General features: G+C 36.0%; 16 protein-coding genes. 3 read left to right on the forward strand and 13 right to left on the reverse strand.

Features of this window, described 5'->3' with window-relative positions; all coding sequences use genetic code 11:
- The first annotated feature begins 237 nt into the window (after nucleotides 1-237).
- Nucleotides 238-1,410 (forward strand): LAGLIDADG family homing endonuclease, encoded by a 1,173-nt coding sequence (locus B371_RS23495; protein ID WP_019413994.1) that lies wholly within the window; start codon nucleotides 238-240, stop codon nucleotides 1,408-1,410.
- Between the two features lie 116 nt (nucleotides 1,411-1,526).
- On the opposite strand, the gene B371_RS0109080 is transcribed toward B371_RS23495, so the two are convergent.
- The 3 genes from B371_RS0109080 to parE are packed head-to-tail and all read right to left on the reverse strand — an operon-like array spanning nucleotide 1,527 to nucleotide 7,216.
- Nucleotides 1,527-2,747 (reverse strand): MFS transporter, encoded by a 1,221-nt coding sequence (locus B371_RS0109080; RefSeq protein WP_019413995.1) that lies wholly within the window; start codon nucleotides 2,745-2,747, stop codon nucleotides 1,527-1,529.
- Nucleotides 2,748-2,801: 54 nt separating this feature from the next.
- Nucleotides 2,802-5,246, reverse strand: a complete 2,445-nt coding sequence (gene parC, locus B371_RS0109085; protein ID WP_019413996.1) for a DNA topoisomerase IV subunit A — start codon at nucleotides 5,244-5,246, stop codon at nucleotides 2,802-2,804.
- Nucleotides 5,243-7,216 (reverse strand): DNA topoisomerase IV subunit B, encoded by a 1,974-nt coding sequence (gene parE / locus B371_RS0109090; protein WP_019413997.1) that lies wholly within the window; start codon nucleotides 7,214-7,216, stop codon nucleotides 5,243-5,245. The genes parC and parE overlap by 4 nt, the downstream gene beginning before the upstream one ends.
- Nucleotides 7,217-7,431: 215 nt before the next feature.
- On the opposite strand from parE, the gene plsY reads away from it, so the two are divergent.
- Nucleotides 7,432-8,037, forward strand: a complete 606-nt coding sequence (gene plsY, locus B371_RS0109095; protein ID WP_019413998.1) for a glycerol-3-phosphate 1-O-acyltransferase PlsY — start codon at nucleotides 7,432-7,434, stop codon at nucleotides 8,035-8,037.
- A gap of 30 nt (nucleotides 8,038-8,067) precedes the next feature.
- Complete coding sequence (locus B371_RS0109100) at nucleotides 8,068-8,358, forward strand: HesB/YadR/YfhF family protein (protein ID WP_019413999.1); 291 nt, start codon at nucleotides 8,068-8,070, stop codon at nucleotides 8,356-8,358.
- 31 nt (nucleotides 8,359-8,389) lie between these two features.
- Here the strand turns inward: B371_RS0109100 and B371_RS0109105 are convergent, their stop codons facing one another.
- The 10 genes from B371_RS0109105 to B371_RS0109150 all read right to left on the reverse strand — a co-directional run bounded on the left by B371_RS0109105 (nucleotide 8,390) and on the right by B371_RS0109150 (nucleotide 16,720).
- Complete coding sequence (locus B371_RS0109105; RefSeq protein WP_019414000.1) at nucleotides 8,390-8,692, reverse strand: hypothetical protein; 303 nt, start codon at nucleotides 8,690-8,692, stop codon at nucleotides 8,390-8,392.
- The gene (locus B371_RS0109110) at nucleotides 8,692-9,117 is read right to left on the reverse strand and encodes a thioesterase family protein (protein WP_019414001.1); all 426 of its coding nucleotides are present in this window, start codon (nucleotides 9,115-9,117) and stop codon (nucleotides 8,692-8,694) included. The genes B371_RS0109105 and B371_RS0109110 overlap by 1 nt, the downstream gene beginning before the upstream one ends.
- 108 nt (nucleotides 9,118-9,225) lie before the next feature.
- A complete protein-coding gene (locus B371_RS0109115; RefSeq protein ID WP_019414002.1) occupies nucleotides 9,226-10,698 on the reverse strand; it encodes a class I adenylate-forming enzyme family protein in 1,473 nt (490 codons plus the stop codon).
- Nucleotides 10,699-10,719: 21 nt separating this feature from the next.
- Nucleotides 10,720-11,460, reverse strand: a complete 741-nt coding sequence (gene fabG / locus B371_RS0109120; protein WP_019414003.1) for a 3-oxoacyl-ACP reductase FabG — start codon at nucleotides 11,458-11,460, stop codon at nucleotides 10,720-10,722.
- Between the two features lie 11 nt (nucleotides 11,461-11,471).
- Nucleotides 11,472-12,356 carry an alpha/beta fold hydrolase gene (locus B371_RS0109125; protein ID WP_019414004.1) on the reverse strand — a complete coding sequence of 295 codons (885 nt, stop codon included), beginning with the start codon at nucleotides 12,354-12,356 and terminating at the stop codon, nucleotides 11,472-11,474.
- A 13-nt stretch (nucleotides 12,357-12,369) separates the two neighbouring features.
- The gene (locus tag B371_RS0109130; RefSeq protein ID WP_019414005.1) at nucleotides 12,370-13,380 is read right to left on the reverse strand and encodes a 3-oxoacyl-ACP synthase; all 1,011 of its coding nucleotides are present in this window, start codon (nucleotides 13,378-13,380) and stop codon (nucleotides 12,370-12,372) included.
- Nucleotides 13,380-14,384 carry a branched-chain amino acid ABC transporter permease gene (locus B371_RS0109135; protein WP_019414006.1) on the reverse strand — a complete coding sequence of 335 codons (1,005 nt, stop codon included), beginning with the start codon at nucleotides 14,382-14,384 and terminating at the stop codon, nucleotides 13,380-13,382. Before B371_RS0109135 ends, B371_RS0109130 begins: the two co-directional genes overlap by 1 nt.
- Before the next feature lie 4 nt (nucleotides 14,385-14,388).
- Nucleotides 14,389-15,249 (reverse strand): branched-chain amino acid ABC transporter permease, encoded by an 861-nt coding sequence (locus B371_RS0109140; RefSeq protein WP_019414007.1) that lies wholly within the window; start codon nucleotides 15,247-15,249, stop codon nucleotides 14,389-14,391.
- Between the two features lie 12 nt (nucleotides 15,250-15,261).
- Nucleotides 15,262-15,969 (reverse strand): ABC transporter ATP-binding protein, encoded by a 708-nt coding sequence (locus B371_RS0109145; RefSeq protein WP_019414008.1) that lies wholly within the window; start codon nucleotides 15,967-15,969, stop codon nucleotides 15,262-15,264.
- A complete protein-coding gene (locus B371_RS0109150) occupies nucleotides 15,947-16,720 on the reverse strand; it encodes an ABC transporter ATP-binding protein (RefSeq protein WP_019414009.1) in 774 nt (257 codons plus the stop codon). Before B371_RS0109150 ends, B371_RS0109145 begins: the two co-directional genes overlap by 23 nt.
- Nucleotides 16,721-16,892 lie beyond the last annotated feature (172 nt).

Raw genomic sequence — 16,892 nt, forward strand, 5'->3', positions numbered from 1 at the left:
GCATTTAATTTTACAACTAGCCTATTAAATTAAATACAAGTTAATAGGCAAATGTATATAGATCTTTAGGTACAAAGTATTTAACTTTTAACCAACTGTATGGATTTATTTTACTTAATTTTTATTAATAATGACTTTCTTATATTATAAATACGAACATATGTGTGGTATAATGAAGAAGTAGATAATTAGGATAGGTACAAGTTTTTTCTTTAGATAGTTAGGGGAGGTTGTAGTATGCCTAGAAATCCTGGTATGACAGATGATACTATTATAAAGATGTACAAATGTGATATGTCTTTTAAAGAGATGGAATTGCTAGTTGGGCTTTCTGGTCGGGCCATACGTAACGTGATGTATAAGCATGAAGTTGAAATGAATAGAGAACAACATTCAGGACAACCAAGGAAAAATAAAGTAAACGAAAATTTCTTTAAGGTTTGGACTCATGAAATGGCATGGGTACTTGGCTTATTTGTAACTGATGGACATATGCATAATAAACTCCATAGTGTCTATTTCTCTCAAAAAGATGAACGCATTCTTCGTTTAATAGCAAAGTATATGGAAGCAGAATACGTGTTATCTTCATTTGGAAAAACTAAAACTACAGCAACTTTAATCATCAATTCTAAAGAAATAAAAAAAGATCTTGAATTATTTGGTATCACTGCAAATAAATCTTTAACACTGCCATTTCCAAGTATCCCAGAAGAATATCTCTCTTCATTTGTTAGAGGTGTAATTGATGGGGATGGATGGGTCGGACATGAAGGGTATCAAATGAACGTAACATCAGGAAGTCAAATCTTTGCTAAAGGGCTATTATCAATATTTCGATCTTGGGAATTAAAGTCTGGAATAACCGAACAGAAAAGTCAGGCTGGCAATCCTATTTATCGTATTTGGGTAAGTGGTAAAGCGGAACTTCTACGTCTTTCAGAGATAATTTATAAATGGGCTGGCACTGAAGATTTTATAGTACATAAACGAGTATACATGACACAACATTCTGGAAATCCATATTTAGATAAAGATTGTAGAGAAAATCCAATGTGGAAACTTGTTGATGGAAAAATAGTTCATACACCAATAAGTTCTAGAATATCAATTAGAACGAATATTAGTCATTCATTATTGGAAACGTTAAGAACATTAGCTTTAGAAAATAATACTTATGTGAATTATTTAATTGAAACTGGTTTGGATAGTATGATTAATAAAGAAATATCATTTCATAGAATTATCAAGCCAAAAGACCGTATTCAGTATAAAACCACAATTGATAAACAATTGCTAGATGATTTAAAAATTTTAGCAAAGAATCATCACTTATTTTTAAATGATTTAATCGAATATAGCGTACTATTTATTAATTTAAAGAACGTAAAAAGAAAAAGAAAGAAGTGATTACTCCTAATTTTTTTAAATATTTTTTAGTTGACATAATATAAATTATAGGAAGTTATATCTCATTAACAAAGTATACTTGAAACAGTGAGACAAAATAGAAAAATCGCTGAAATTTACTTAATTTCAGCGATTTGATCATTTGTATCTAATTTTATGTTTCTTTGCTTCATTTGAATTAAGAAAATGGTTGTTAATGCTAAACTGATTACACCAAAAACAACGACCATCCATTGTAAGCCTATTAAATCCAATAATGCTCCAGTTGCTAACAAAACCACTTGGAAGATCACTCGCTCTAACATATTTCGGAATGAGAAAAATCTTCCATGGAAAGCTTTTGGCATTTGCTTCTGAAAAATTGTCATGGCTGTTGGGAAAAAACATCCCACTGAGAAACCAAAAACTGCAAATGCTGTAAGTGATAAAAATGGATTGGCAGCAAATATTAATATTAACTCAGCAAACCCTATGACAAAAGCAAAAAAGAATAATATTGTACCTGTACTCCACTTTTTAGCAATAAATCTTACAACTACTGTACCTAACATAAAAGCAATTCCTTCTGCTGCGTAAATTGCTCCTTTTATAGATGCAGAATCTTGCATTTCACTAATATTGATTACTAATAAATTAAATGATCCAATAAATAACAAAGGAATTAATGTCATTACTAATGTCATCATGACCGCAGGATAGGATTTCAAAATTGGAAACACTTCCATAAATCCACCTTTTCCTGGTGCAGCAACTTTTACTAGTGCCTCTGTTCCCTCTTCCTCATCTATACGCAGCATATACGTAAAGATAAGTAAACCAACATATGCAATGATTGACATATAATAAAGTGATTCTAATGACCAATACACTAACACAACACCAGCAAGCGCTGTTCCAATGACACGCGCCATAGTGGCCACATTCATATGCCAACCATTCATTTGTAGCAACTGTTCATCTTTAACGACTAGAGGAATCGTTGCTTGCAACGCTGGAAAATAAAATGCAGCCGATATTTGAATACTGATCATAAATGCAACCATCCACCAAATAGAGCCAGTTTCAATTGCAACCAACATAAAACTAACGCTAATCATTCTTCCAAATCCAGATATTAATAATACTGTTTTTTTCTTCGATTGATCAATAACTTTACCTGCAAGAGGTCCGAATAAAATACCGGCTAGTAAACCTATGGCCATGATGACTGATTTTATGAAATCGGATGGGATTCGTTCTTGCATAAATTCCAAATTCCCTATGATTCCTGACCACAAACCAAGGCCTGCTATCAATTCACCTACTAGAATAATCCAGACATTACGATTTTTCCACATAGTATTCACTTTATATAACAAAGGAAATTATATTTGCTCCAATGTTATACCCTTTCAAGATTTCTTACTAACCTCAGTCTTCTTCAATACTTTCCATAGTCGTTCGACAGCTCCATCTTTGTCAGTATCAACAACGAATGAACCATTTGAAAAACGGTCTGATCCTCGAATTGATTTCGTATCAACCAGTTCACGAACGCCTTTTGCCGTTTCGATAATTACTTGATCGCTATCTTCTACAAACAATACACCACTTACTCTGTGAGCATTTGATTTAAGTTCACGTAAAATAGCAACACCTCTTTTAGCTCGAGTACTTTGCTCAAATTCTTTTAACGCCATTTTTTTCACGGCACCACGATGTGTTACAAAGAATATATCTCCACGAACATTTTCTGCTACGGTATTTGCATTTACCACAACATCTTCATCTTTTAAGTTGATTGCTTTGACGCCACCTGTTTTAACACCAGCTACTGGGGCTTCTTGTACACTAAATCTCACGGCATAGCCATTACGAGTCACAATAATGACATCATCTGATTCAGTTACCAAATTAATAGATATTAGTTGGTCGCCCTTTTTTAAATTCATCGCATTTAATGCGCGAGAATACCTTTGAACTTGATAGTCTGCAAGGGTTGAACGCTTAATCTGACCCAATTTAGAAATGGCTAAGATATAACTAGTCTCAGCAAAGTTATCAATTGGAACTGCTTTGATAATCGACTCATTTGAGTCAAGTGATACAATACTTGAAACATGTTGACCTAAGTCCTTCCAACGGATATCAGGTAGTTCATGTATCGGTTGATAAATATAATTCCCTAAGTTTGTAAATAATAGTATATGGTGTTGAGTATTCATCACGGACTCGAATAATAGATAATCTGACTCTTTCATTGCGAAGTCTTTACCGTTTGAAGCTCCATATGAACGCGTACTTGTTCGTTTAACATATCCGTCTTGTGTCACAGTGACAACGACTTCTTCACTTGGAATTAAGACATCAAGAGTTAATTTTATTTCTTCTATTTCATTTTCAATGATTGATCTCCGAGGCTCGGCAAATTGCTTGCGAATAGCTTGCATCTCTTGCTGAATGACTTTAATTAAAACAGATTCATTATTTAGAATCCCTAATAATTCAGTAATTGTTTTTTGAAGAGCTGCCTCTTCATTTCTTAAATCTGTAATATCTGTGTTTGTAAGCCTATAAAGTTGAAGAGACACAATCGCTTCTGCTTGCGGTTCAGTAAAAGAAAATTCACGTATTAAATTATTTTTCGCATCACGCTTGTCCTGAGATCCACGAATGGTTTTAATGACCTCATCCAAAATAGATAAAGCTTTCATTAACCCTTCTACTATATGAATACGATCCTTTGCTTTTTGTAAATCGAATTCAGAACGTCTTGTTACAACATCTTTTTGATGTCCAATATAGGCATCTAGTAATACTGGAAGTGTCATCATTGTTGGACGACGATTATGAATGGCAATCATATTAAAATTGTAAGCAATTTGCAAATCTGTGTTTTTGAATAAAAACTGAAGAATGCCTTTTGCATCTACTTCTTTTTTCAATTCAATTACGATTCGTAAACCAGTTCGGTCAGACTCATCTCTGACATCTGCAATACCATCTAAGCGCTTATCTAAACGTTGGTCATCGATTTTTCTGATTAGAACAGACTTATTTACTTCATAAGGAATCTCAGTGATAACAATTTGTTGTTTACCACCTTTAAGGGGTTCAATATCAGCCTTTGAGCGAACAACAATTTTCCCTCTACCAGTTTCATATGCTTTTTTGATCCCATCAATCCCTTGAATAATACCACCTGTAGGAAAATCAGGTCCTTTTAATACCGTCATTAAATCTTCTATAGAAGATTCAGGATTATCCATTCTCATTAATACGGCATCTAACACTTCATGCAGTGCATGAGGTGGCATATCTGTTGCATACCCTGCTGATATACCCGTTGCACCGTTAACTAATAGGTTTGGGAAACGCGCAGGCAATACTGTAGGTTCTAATTCTGAGTCGTCAAAGGTTTGCACCATATCAACTGTTTGTTTCTGTAAGTCTCGCAACATTTCACCAGAAATAGCAGACAAACGAGCTTCTGTATAACGCATGGCAGCTGGTGGATCTCCATCTACAGATCCGTTGTTCCCGTGCATTTCAATCAACATATGGCGTACTTTCCAATCTTGACTCATACGCACCATAGCTTCATAAACGGAACTATCACCATGAGGATGATAATTACCAATTACATTACCTACTGTTTTAGCCGATTTACGAAATGGTTTTTCATTAGTATTACCTTCATGGAACATCGCATATAAAATTCTACGTTGAACCGGTTTTAAGCCATCTCGCGCATCTGGTAAAGCTCTATCTTGAATAATATATTTACTATAACGGCCAAATCGGTCACCGATGACTTCTTCTAATGGCAGATCTTGATAACGTTCGATTTGTGTCATTCTGAATCCCCCTCGGCATGGATGAGTTCATTCTCTAGAATATTGGTGTCCTCATCTAATCCAAAATTAACATTTGCTTCTATCCAACGTCTTCTAGGTTCTACTTTGTCACCCATTAAAGTTGTAATACGTCTTTCAGCGCGAGCATCATCATCAATCTCTACTCGAATTAACGTTCTTGTATCAGGATTCATCGTTGTTTCCCATAATTGTATGGCATTCATTTCACCTAAACCTTTATATCGTTGAATCAAGTAACCTTTGCCAATTTTAATAATTGCGGCTTCTAACTCGGCTTCTGTCCAGGCATAAATTAGTACTTCTTTCTTTCCTACACCCTTATATACTTTGTATAGAGGCGGCAACGCTATATAAACTTTTCCAGCTTCTATCAAAGGTTTCATATATCGATAAAAGAATGTTAAAAGTAAAACTTGAATATGTGCCCCATCAGTATCTGCATCTGTCATGATTACTATTTTATCGTAGGCTATATCTGGTACGGAAAAATCTGCACCAACTCCCCCACCAATTGCATGGATGATGGTCGAGATTTCTTCGTTTTTCAAAATATCTGCCAGTTTCGCTTTTTCTGTATTGATGACTTTTCCTCGTAAAGGCAAGATTGCTTGGAAAGTACGGTCACGTCCTTGTTTTGCAGAACCACCAGCAGAATCTCCCTCTACCAAATAAAGTTCGTTTTTTGCAGCGTTACGCGATTGTGCTGGTGTTAACTTACCAGATAGTATCGAACTTGCTTTTTTAGATTTCTTTCCGCTTCGTGCTTCTTCACGCGCTTTACGAGCGGCTTCCCGTGCTTGTTGAGCACGAATCGCTTTACGTACAAGTGAAGCACTTAACTCCGCATTTTCTTCTAATACATACAGAAGTTTCTCAGATACCACAGCATCAACAATAGTTCTCGCTTCACTAGTTCCTAATTTACTCTTCGTTTGTCCTTCAAATTGAAGAATAGCTTCAGGTATACGAACCGATATTATCGCAGCAATTCCTTCGCGAATATCTGCACCTTCTAAGTTCTTATCTTTTTCTTTTATTAAATTAGTTTTCCGAGCATATTCATTAAAGACACGTGTTAGTGCAGATTTTGCTCCGGTTTCATGCGTACCGCCGTCTCTTGTTCTTATATTATTTACAAATGATAAAATTGTCTCGGAATAACCATCATTAAATTGAAAAGCAAATTCTACTTCAATATCAACTTGTTCACCTTCTACATAGGCGACTGGATGTAAGACATCTTTTTCTTCATTCAAATAAGAGACGAATGCTTTAATTCCAGTTTCGTAAAAGAATACATCTTGCGTGCCGTTCCGCAAGTCATTTAACTCAATTTTTAAACCTTTTAATAAAAAAGCTGATTCACGTAATCGTTCACTAATAGTTTCATAGTTGTATTTAGTTACAGAAAAGATCTTCGAGTCTGGTAAGAAATGAATAGACGTTCCCGATTCTTTTGTTGTACCAATATGCTCAAGTGTGGTGACGGGGTTTCCACCATTTTCAAATCGCTGACGATATTTCTTCCCATCGCGATGGATCGTTACTTCTAAAAATGATGATAATGCATTGACAACTGACGCTCCAACACCGTGCAGTCCACCACTTGTTTTATAACCACCTTGGCCGAACTTTCCTCCAGCATGAAGTACAGTAAAGATGACTTCTGGAGTTGGTTTTCCTGTTTTATGTATACCAGTAGGCATCCCACGTCCAAAATCTCGAACACTGATACTTTGATCTTCATGAATATTTACAACTATATGATTGCCATATCCTGCTAAAGTTTCGTCCACTGAGTTATCAACAATTTCGTATACTAGATGATGTAAACCTCTAGCATCTGTTGAACCGATATACATCCCTGGACGTTTTCGAACAGCTTCTAGTCCTTCGAGTACTTGAATTGCATCGTCATTATATGATGTTAATGATTGATTTTTCGTCAAATCGTTCTCCTCCAAAAAACAAACAGATGTACTCATTGTATAGAATGAAAGTCACCTTTGCAATGAGTCTAGTTCTTTATTACAGGATTTTCAAGTGAAATATTTATTATATTAAAGTTCTCGTAAAGCTTTAATGTTGGTTGTGACAGGTTCAGACAAATGATAAACTAGTTGTACATATTAAGAGTACGTACTAAATTTAAAGGGGCACTATTATGAGCACAGTTATTCTATTATTATTAGCTTATTTGCTAGGATCAATTCCTTCAGCATTATGGATTGGAAAACTTTTTTATAAAACAGATATTAGAAAACTAGGTAGTGGAAATTTAGGTGCAACAAATACATTTCGAACTTTAGGTATGAAAGCAGGTTTAATCGTTTCGATTTTGGACATTTTAAAAGGAACAGTTGCAACATTGTTACCGTTGCTTCCTTTCTTTGTTGATACGGGCATTCACCCGCTCATTTTAGGGGTTGTCTCAGTCATTGGTCATATGTTCCCAGTCTTTGCTAACTTCAAGGGTGGTAAAGCCGTGGCGACCTCTGGTGGCGTTCTCTTAGCATATCATTGGCCTATATTCGTTTTAATGCTAGTCTCCTTCTTTATTGTGTTAAAAATATCAAAAATGGTTTCTCTTACATCAATGGTTCTAGGTGTAATCGCACTCACTTATACCTTGCTATATAACTTCTTCTATAAAGTTGATATACCTTTATTAATCGTTATCGTTTTATTATCGTCATTTATTTTATATCGTCATCGCACAAACATTGCCCGAATAAAAGCAGGAACTGAGCCAAAAGTAAAGTGGATGTAAGATTAAATAACACGAAAGGCGGAAGTTCACGTGAAAATTGTTATATCTGAAGAAGCAATGAACTGGTTTAAGGAAGAAATGGAAACAAAGTCAGGAGAATATATTCATTTTTATGCTCGCTATGGAGGGTCAAGCCAATTGCACGATGCGTTTTCACTAGGTGTTACGAAAGAACAACCATTGGATCTTTCAGTAGAACAAATAGAAGATCGTATTCATTTCTATATTGAAGAGCGAGATTTATGGTATTTTGATGGACATGATTTACACGTAAACGTCGACACTAAAATAAATGAACTCACATATTCATATCAAAAATAATCCACTTAGAGTATTTACTCATAAGTGGGTTTTATTTTTGTGAAAATCGTTGCAATTGATCCATCATACCTTCCTTTTGCATGATTGTTTCTTGAAAATGTCCAAATAAATCGAAATGTGGATAGTCTTTTTTATAATCAATCCACTCGGGTTTTAATCCATATTGATTTCCCCACCTAATCAATCTATCAATATCTGAACAACCAACTTTCGTAACCGTTCTACATCCAGGGAATCGTTCATCTAACCAATAATGAGTCAGAAAAGCAATTTCCCCCCTACCGACTGCCTTTTTCCAAGATTCTAATTCTGTACGTTTTATTCCAAAAGCCATTAGATTTTTACCCTTGCAATTTCCGTATATTTAGCATCCCATTCAGCGTCCACTTTTCTTAGTGACACAGGACGAAAATTTTCTTTTTTCACCACTACATGTTCAGACTTAGCTGTTGACGCTACGGTCCCGTCGGTGTGTAATATTTCATATCCATATGTAGTCCGGAGTTTGCCATGAGATTCTACCCAGGTTCGAACAATTGCTTTCTGGCCGTATTTCATCGATGCTTTATATTTAATCGTCAAATCCGTAACAGGAGATATGTAGCCTTCTTGTTCTAATCCCGCATACGTGAATCCTAGATCTTTTATTAATTGTGTGCGACCAATCTCCATCCATACTAAATAATTGGCATGATAGACAACACCCATTTGATCTGTTTCGGCATAACGAATTTCAATTTCTTTTTCACTAACAAACATAATTTAGTCACCTCAAATTACATTATACAAAAAATTCTATTAAATTTCATAATTGAAATGACATTACTCCTGAATATAGTCAAAAAAACCTTAAGAGAAATCTTTCTCCTAAGGTTTTAAGTATATTAATTGCTTTTTATTTATCTTTCCAACATGGGTTTTAGGTAATTCTTCTAAAATAACAAAAGTTTTGGGGACTTTAAAGCCAGCTAAAAAATTCCGACAATGTTCAATCAATTGTTTTTCCGAAAAACAATCCGGATCTGTAAGTGATACAAATGCAGTAACTGCTTCTCCCCATTTCACATCAGGAATCCCAATAACAGCCGCTTCTTTAATCATCCTATGTTGAATGAGGCAATGCTCAATTTCTTGAGGATACACATTTTCCCCACCCGTTAATATCATGTCTTTCTTTCGTCCTACAATGTAATAATCACCATCAGCATCCATTTTGGCTAAATCGCCAGTTTTTAACCATTCGTCATGCATGACATCCTCTGTTTCTTTTTCATTTTGCCAATAGCCTGTAAAAACATGTTTACCTCGGATCCACAGTTCCCCCACCTCATTAATGGCTACAGGTTGATTCATTTCAGAAACAATTTCCGTATCCACTAACTGCATATTCTTACCTACTGAACCTCTCTTAATCTTTGCAACATTTGCATCAATCACAAAATTATTGGGTCCCGCTTCTGAAAGACCATATCCTTCTTTAAAAGGTAATCCTTTTTTTTCGAATTGTTCATAGATAGTAATAGGACAAGGAGCACCTCCAGATAAAAAAAATCTCACATCTGGAAAATCACTATTTTTAAATTTCTCAGTTTGCGTCATCACTTGATACATTGTTGGTACAAACAATGAAATTGTCGCTTTACGTGTAAGTATTTCTTCTAGCGCTTGATCTCCATCAAAACGATCACCTATGACTACTGTACCACCAGCCATTAAGATAGGAATTGACAATGCATTCAGACCACCCGTATGAAATAAAGGCATATACGTAACCGTGCAATCTGTATCAGAAAGTCCCCAGCTCACAATCGTATTCAGTGCATTCCAATTTACGTTGTTATATGAAAGTTGTACTCCTTTAGGTTTACCTGTGGTACCGCCTGTGTAAATTATCATCCATGGCTCATCTGCCGAAACAGAAGTTACTTCGATTGCCTCAACAGTAAGTGATATATGTACTTCACGGTTTATTATTCTTTTAATACTTAATGATGATGACAGCACTTCATAAGAATGATCGGTTATTAGAATGGCTGGTTCACAATTAGTGATAATTTCTATAAGTTCGATAGGACTTAACCTGAAATTTAAGGGTACGTATATATATCCTTTCAATCCACATGCAAATAAAATGGCAAGTAACTCGGGGTGATTGGCAGCTAGAATCGCAACTCGATCACCTGGCTTTAACTTTTCAAGTGATAATCGATGGACCCACTCTTGAATTAATTTTACGAATTGAGCATAGGTCCATTGTTGACCACTATCTATATCGATACAGGCTAAGTTAGAAGGGGCCATTTTTGCACGTTTTAAAAACCAGGTTTGATCGTTATACATTGGTTCCCTTCCTTCCTTTTTTTACATCATTATTCCGCCATCAACATGAAGTACATGACCGTGTACATAATCCGATTCTGATGAGGCTAGAAATAGATAGGCATTTGCTATATCTTTTGGTGTAGCTAATCGTTGCAAAGCAATAGTTAATGTCATTTTCTCAATGATATTGTCTGGCATTTTATCCACCATAGCAGTCCGTGTAAATCCTGGAGCAACCGCGTTTACATTGATTCCTTTTCGACCTATTTCCTTTGCCAATGATTTAGTCATCCCAATTACTGCTGCTTTAGAGGCTGCATAATTCGTTTGACCAAAATTTCCATAGACACCACTTACGGAAGAAGTGTTAATTATCTTCCCTTTTCCTTTTTCGATTAAGTGGGGAAGTACACTTTGCGTACAGTAAAAGACTCCATTTAAATTGACATCTAAGACTTGTTGGAAATCGGCAGGATCCATTTTACTAAATATCGCATCTCTTGTTATTCCGGCATTATTAACTAAAATATCAATCCCTCCATACCTTTCAATGGAATGATCAATTAATGTCTGTACACTTTCACGATCCGCAACATTTACTTGTATAAACGTGACGTCATATCCCTGTTCATTTAAATGACTAGCAGCTGCTATCCCTTTAACTTCATCATAATCAGCAATAATGACTTGAGCTCCTTCTTCCGCAAAACGTTCCACTGCTGCATATCCAATTCCATTTGCACCACCAGTGATAATGGCAACATTATTTTTTAAACGCAAAGAAAGACCCCCTATCTTAAAAATTCTTCAATATGTTTTGTTAATTGTGGTAAATCATCGATAAGCGGTGAGTGGCCTGCATTTGTTAACGGAATATATGTCACGATATCTCCAAGGTCTTCAACTATTTCGAGTGTCATTTGTTCAGTAATCACATAATCACGATCTCCTCTTAACACTAATACCGGGATTGAGATATTTTCCGCCATGTTCGATCCTTCAATTAACCCATTATGGATCCCGCTTATATTAAAACTATTTAAAGAATAATAGACATCCGCTAAATTCCGTTGCGTTAACATATCCGTTACATATTCTTCGTATTTTGTTTCATTTGGTTGTTTATGAGTGTAGATTAACGCATTCCACACAGATTTTAATCCGTCTCGGTTGTTTGTATCATATAAACCTTGAATAGCTTGTGTTTTTCCTGCATCACTTTCTACATCTTCAATAGTTTGCAAACGTGTTAGCAAGTCGGGCGTCCCGTCCTCATTCGTTCCATAGAATGGATACCCACGAGTTGACGCAGATGCCAAAAGGACAAGTTTTTGGCACCGACCGGGAAACTCGGCAACGAATTGCATACAAATTGCACCACCAGTTGACCAGCCTACTAAATGAAATGTATTAAGCCCTAATTTTTCTACAAACCCTTTTAAATCATGAGTAAAGTCAGCAATTCCTTGAATACGAGTATGATAACTCGATTCTCCAAAACCTCTTAGGTCGGGTGCATACAATTTATATTTGGAATCTATATCATCTATCAAGATATCCCAATGCTTAGATGATGTCATATTTCCATGAACGAGTATAACCACTTGTTCTCCACCATCCCGCTCACGATAAGAAATAGTTTCCCCGTTATCTAGTAACACTTTTTGCATTGCCATGTATATTTCCTCCTTATCTTGAACCCCAATTTATTGTTGTGGCTCCCCAGGCATAGCCGATACCCGCACTAACTAATACTACAATGTCTCCTTGTTTCAGTTTTCCTTGTTGTTCTGCAAGCTGCAAAGAAATGATTTGATCCATTTGACCAATATGGCCGTATTCATGTAAGTAAATGGACTGATTTTCCGATAACCCAAGTTCATGTAACACGAAATCATGTGCTGATTTTTTCATGTGAAGAATCGATAGATACGAAATATCTTGTTCTGAATACCCGCTCTTCGCCAAAGAATGTCTAATAACTTGTAAAAAGTTCTGCATAGATTTTTGTTCCAGACGCTTTTTCATACCATCCGGATCTAACACATCAAGTCTATATGCCCCTGTCGCTAATAACTCTGCTGTTAAGGGTGTTTTTGTACCCCCTACTGGAACCACAACATCTTCAGAAAACGATCCATCAGTCATTATGTCTGATTCAAGGACAATATTTGCATCATGATTTTTGTGTAAAATCATTGCTGCTCCACCTGCACCCAGATTAAACATAAATCGTGTTCTGTCATTTGAATAATCAATAAAGTCTCCATTTCTATAACCACCTGCTAACAGGACAGTCTTTATTGAATCGTCGGATAACATTAAACTCTTCGCTAATTTTAAAGCTAAAATCGTCGTACTACATCTTAGTGAGATATCAAAACTCCATGCATGAAAAGCACCAATTTCTTCTTGTATCTTAATTGCCGCAGTCCATAATGGATATTCTTTATGCTCTTCACCAATGTAAATGATACAATCGATAGATTTCGGGTCAATCTGACCTCTTTCAAGTGCGTTTTGAGCTGCCCATATTGCCATTTGTACGGTATGATCATTTGGTCCAGGAATGGGTTTTTTGGTAATCCCCATTTTCTCTTTGACAACCTGTAAGGGTACTCCAGAGGAGGTTGCAATTTCTTCGGCGGACATAAATTGAGAAGGGATGTACACACCAGTACTAACGATTCCAATATGCATTATGATTCCCCCTTCGAATTCGATGGTTTTTCTTCTACTACACGTGGTTTTTTCCTTTTATGAAAAGCTTGTCGTATCGTTCCAACAATACCTGATGGAAAGAAGATTACCGCTAATATATAGAGAATTCCAAAGAAAATAATCCAACGTTCAAAAATTGGATAGTCCTTCGCAAGACCTGACAAGTAGTGTTGGGATAACTCTATTACCCCAGCACCTATTATAGGTCCAATGAGTGTGCCAACACCTCCAATGATTGTCATTAATAAGGCATCTAATGTAATATCCATCGTCAAGACGCTGGTATTAACAAATCGCAAACTTATTGCGTAGAGTGCCCCTGCTAAACTCGCAACAACACCAGCGACAATCGATGCAATTACTTTGTAATGAAGTACTTTGTAACCTAATGATTTGGTTCGTTGTTCATTTTCACGAACAGCTACTAATACGTGCCCAAGTGGAGATTGAACAAATCGTCGGAGCAAAATATAGACCACAACTAAACACACTAAGACGACTAGATAGAAAACCATACGATCTTTAAAAACTTCAGGTGCACGAAATGTAAAACCGTCATTTCCTGAAGTTAAACTACGCCATTTTTCAGCCAGAACTAAAAATAATCCAGATAGAGCAAGCGTTAACATGGCGTAGAAATGACTCTTTAAGCGTAAAGTCAATAACCCCACGATAAAGCTGATAATACCTGCAATGACCATACCTGTAGCAATTGATAATATAAAAACACCTACAGTTGGTTCTACGCGGTCTAACATTACGGCTGTGGTATATGCACCAATTCCAAAAAACATCGCGTGCCCAAAAGAAACAATACCCGTATAACCTAGTAAAATATCATAACTCATTGCGAGAATCGAAAAAATGAAAATCTGTGTTAAAAGTATTGTCCATGTCCTTGAGTCTGTAACAAAAGGGAAGATAAACAACACAATGACAATGATGGTCAGGAAAATATTGTTCCATTGGTATTTTGTAGTCATCACTTCACCCCTTTACTCTAAATAATCCTTGCGGACGGAAAATTAATACGATTGCCATAATCATCATATTTACTGCTAACGAAAGAGAAGGAACATAGTAAGCCATATAGCTTCCTGTCAAGCCAACTAAAACAGCTGCTAACAATGATCCAGGAAAACTTCCCATTCCACCGATTACTACTACAATGAAACCTAAGATGGCAAATTCCATGCCCATTTCTGCATATATAACACCAGAATACGGTGCCATCAAAGCACCACCAAGAGATGCCAAAACTGCTCCAGCAATAAATACGTATAGAAATACATTATTTATATTAATACCGAGTGTTTTAACCATTTCCTTATTCATAACACCTGCACGAACAATTAAACCAATTTTCGTTTTCTTAAGAATGTATTGAAAAATACCGAAAACAAGGAAGCCTACAATGATAATGAACACACGGTATTTAATTATAATTACATCCCCAAATTCCCAGCTACCAACAAAGTAAGGTGGAGTTTTAGCAGCAATTTGATTTGGACCAAACACCACTTTTAACATTTCAGTTAACACGAGCATAAAACCTAATGTTATTAATATTTGTTGGACGTGATTGCCATAAACAGGCTTGATTATTAGCTTTTCGGTAATGAATCCGAGGATTATCCCGGTTAATATGGCACCTAAAATGGCTATTACAAAGCTTTCCGTAAGTGAATAAAACCAAACCGAAGAATAGGCACCCCACGCAAATAATCCACCATGTGCAAAGTTAAGTACGTCCATCAAACCAAATATCAACGTTAAGCCAGCAGCTAAAAGGAAGATTAACATACCCGTGGCTAGCCCATTTATGGTCAAATTCAAGAGTAGTTCCATGACTGTTCCTCCTTATCCTATCCCTAAATATTTACGCTTTATTTGTTCATCTTGTATTAAATCTTGCATCATTCCCGAATGGACAGTTTCACCATCATCTAAGAGTGTGTATGTATCACCAATTCGGCTTGCCATCATGAAATTTTGTTCGACCAATACGATGGTTGTTTGTTTTTTCATATCAATAATGGCTTCCATCACTTTTTCTATCACAATAGGTGCAAGACCTTTTGATGGTTCATCTATAAGGAGAAGTTGACTATTGCCTACAAAGGCACGTGCCATAGCTAGCATTTGTTTTTGACCGCCTGATAAAAGACCACCGTCTTTTTTCCAGAATGTTTTTAAGTCTGGAAATAAATCTAATACATAGTCCTGCTTTCGCATGGTTACTTCATCTTCATTGCGCATAGCCACTTTCATATTTTCTTCAACGGTCAATGTTGCAAAAATGCCTTGATCTTCTGGAACATAGCCAATCCCACTATTCGCAATTACATGAGTTGGTTTTTTTGTAATCTCTTGTCCCTTAAACGTAATGCATCCTTTCGTAGCAGGTGTTAAACCTAATATTGTTTTAAGTGTGGTTGTTTTTCCTGCTCCATTACGACCAAGTAATACACTGACTTCTCCTTCCTTTGCTTCAAAATTTACGCCTTGTAAAATATGATATTGTCCGATATAAGTGTGAACCCCTTCAACTTTTAGCATTGTGTTCATCGTATAAGCCTCCTAGGTAAGCATTTTGTACCATTTCATTTTGCATAATTTCTGTAGGAGTTCCGTCAGCTAAAAGCTTGCCATTAAACAACACCATGATAGAGTCAGATAAATCTAAAATCATATCCATTTTGTGTTCAATTAATAGAATTGTTTTGTTTCCTTTTTCCTTTATTTTTCTAATGACTTCTAATATCGCGGGTACTTCTTCAAGTGACATACCTGCGGTCGGTTCATCTAACAATAATACTTCCGTATCTAAAGCTAGTAACATCGCAATCTCAAGTTTACGTTTTTCACCATGAGATAATTGACTTGCAACTACATGTTTTTTTGTATGGAGTAAAACAAGTCCTAGCAACTCTTCAGCTTTTTGAATTAGAGATGGGTATCCTGAAATATGACGAATCATCTGATAGCGAATTTTTTCTTTGGACTGTACGGCTAAACGAACATTTTCGAGTACGGTTAAATTAGGAAACACATTCGTAATTTGAAAGGAACGTCCCAGTCCTTTACGTGTCCGATCAACAGATGAAAAACGGGACATATCTTCACCTTTGAAATAAACTTTTCCTTCTGATGGTTTTAATTCTCCACTAATTAAATTAAAGAACGTTGTCTTCCCAGCTCCGTTAGGTCCAATAATTGATTTAAATTGATTTTCAGTCATTTCGAAATTAATGTGATCAACAGCTGTATGTCCACCAAAACGAATGGTTAAGTTTTCGGTTTTTAATATCGTTGTCATGGGTTTCATCCTTTCTTCCAGCCCTCTCCATATGCAAGACTAGTTCTCAAACATGGAGAGAGACAGACCTGAATGAACAGGCCGTCTCACTATTTATTTGAGTCAATTTCATAATAAAGAATCTAGTAATAATATCCGAACAAAGTTGATTCCGCTCCATGCGGACGCTTTC

Source organism: Paenisporosarcina sp. TG20, from assembly GCF_000286315.1.
Lineage (GTDB): Bacteria > Bacillota > Bacilli > Bacillales_A > Planococcaceae > Paenisporosarcina.

Bases quoted from the DNA above. Each gene is read 5' to 3' on its own strand.
- B371_RS0109150 (WP_019414009.1), bottom strand. From the start codon at position 16,720: ATGACAACGATATTAAAAACCGAAAACTTAACCATTCGTTTTGGTGGA.
- B371_RS0109135 (WP_019414006.1), bottom strand. From the start codon at position 14,384: ATGACTACAAAATACCAATGGAACAATATTTTCCTGACCATCATTGTC.
- B371_RS0109080 (WP_019413995.1), bottom strand. From the start codon at position 2,747: ATGTGGAAAAATCGTAATGTCTGGATTATTCTAGTAGGTGAATTGATA.
- B371_RS0109110 (WP_019414001.1), bottom strand. From the start codon at position 9,117: ATGTTTGTTAGTGAAAAAGAAATTGAAATTCGTTATGCCGAAACAGAT.
- B371_RS0109125 (WP_019414004.1), bottom strand. From the start codon at position 12,356: ATGGCAATGCAAAAAGTGTTACTAGATAACGGGGAAACTATTTCTTAT.
- plsY (WP_019413998.1), top strand. From the start codon at position 7,432: ATGAGCACAGTTATTCTATTATTATTAGCTTATTTGCTAGGATCAATT.
- parC (WP_019413996.1), bottom strand. From the start codon at position 5,246: ATGACACAAATCGAACGTTATCAAGATCTGCCATTAGAAGAAGTCATC.
- B371_RS0109105 (WP_019414000.1), bottom strand. From the start codon at position 8,692: ATGGCTTTTGGAATAAAACGTACAGAATTAGAATCTTGGAAAAAGGCA.
- B371_RS0109130 (WP_019414005.1), bottom strand. From the start codon at position 13,380: ATGCATATTGGAATCGTTAGTACTGGTGTGTACATCCCTTCTCAATTT.
- B371_RS0109115 (WP_019414002.1), bottom strand. From the start codon at position 10,698: ATGTATAACGATCAAACCTGGTTTTTAAAACGTGCAAAAATGGCCCCT.
- B371_RS23495 (WP_019413994.1), top strand. From the start codon at position 238: ATGCCTAGAAATCCTGGTATGACAGATGATACTATTATAAAGATGTAC.
- B371_RS0109145 (WP_019414008.1), bottom strand. From the start codon at position 15,969: ATGAACACAATGCTAAAAGTTGAAGGGGTTCACACTTATATCGGACAA.
- B371_RS0109140 (WP_019414007.1), bottom strand. From the start codon at position 15,249: ATGGAACTACTCTTGAATTTGACCATAAATGGGCTAGCCACGGGTATG.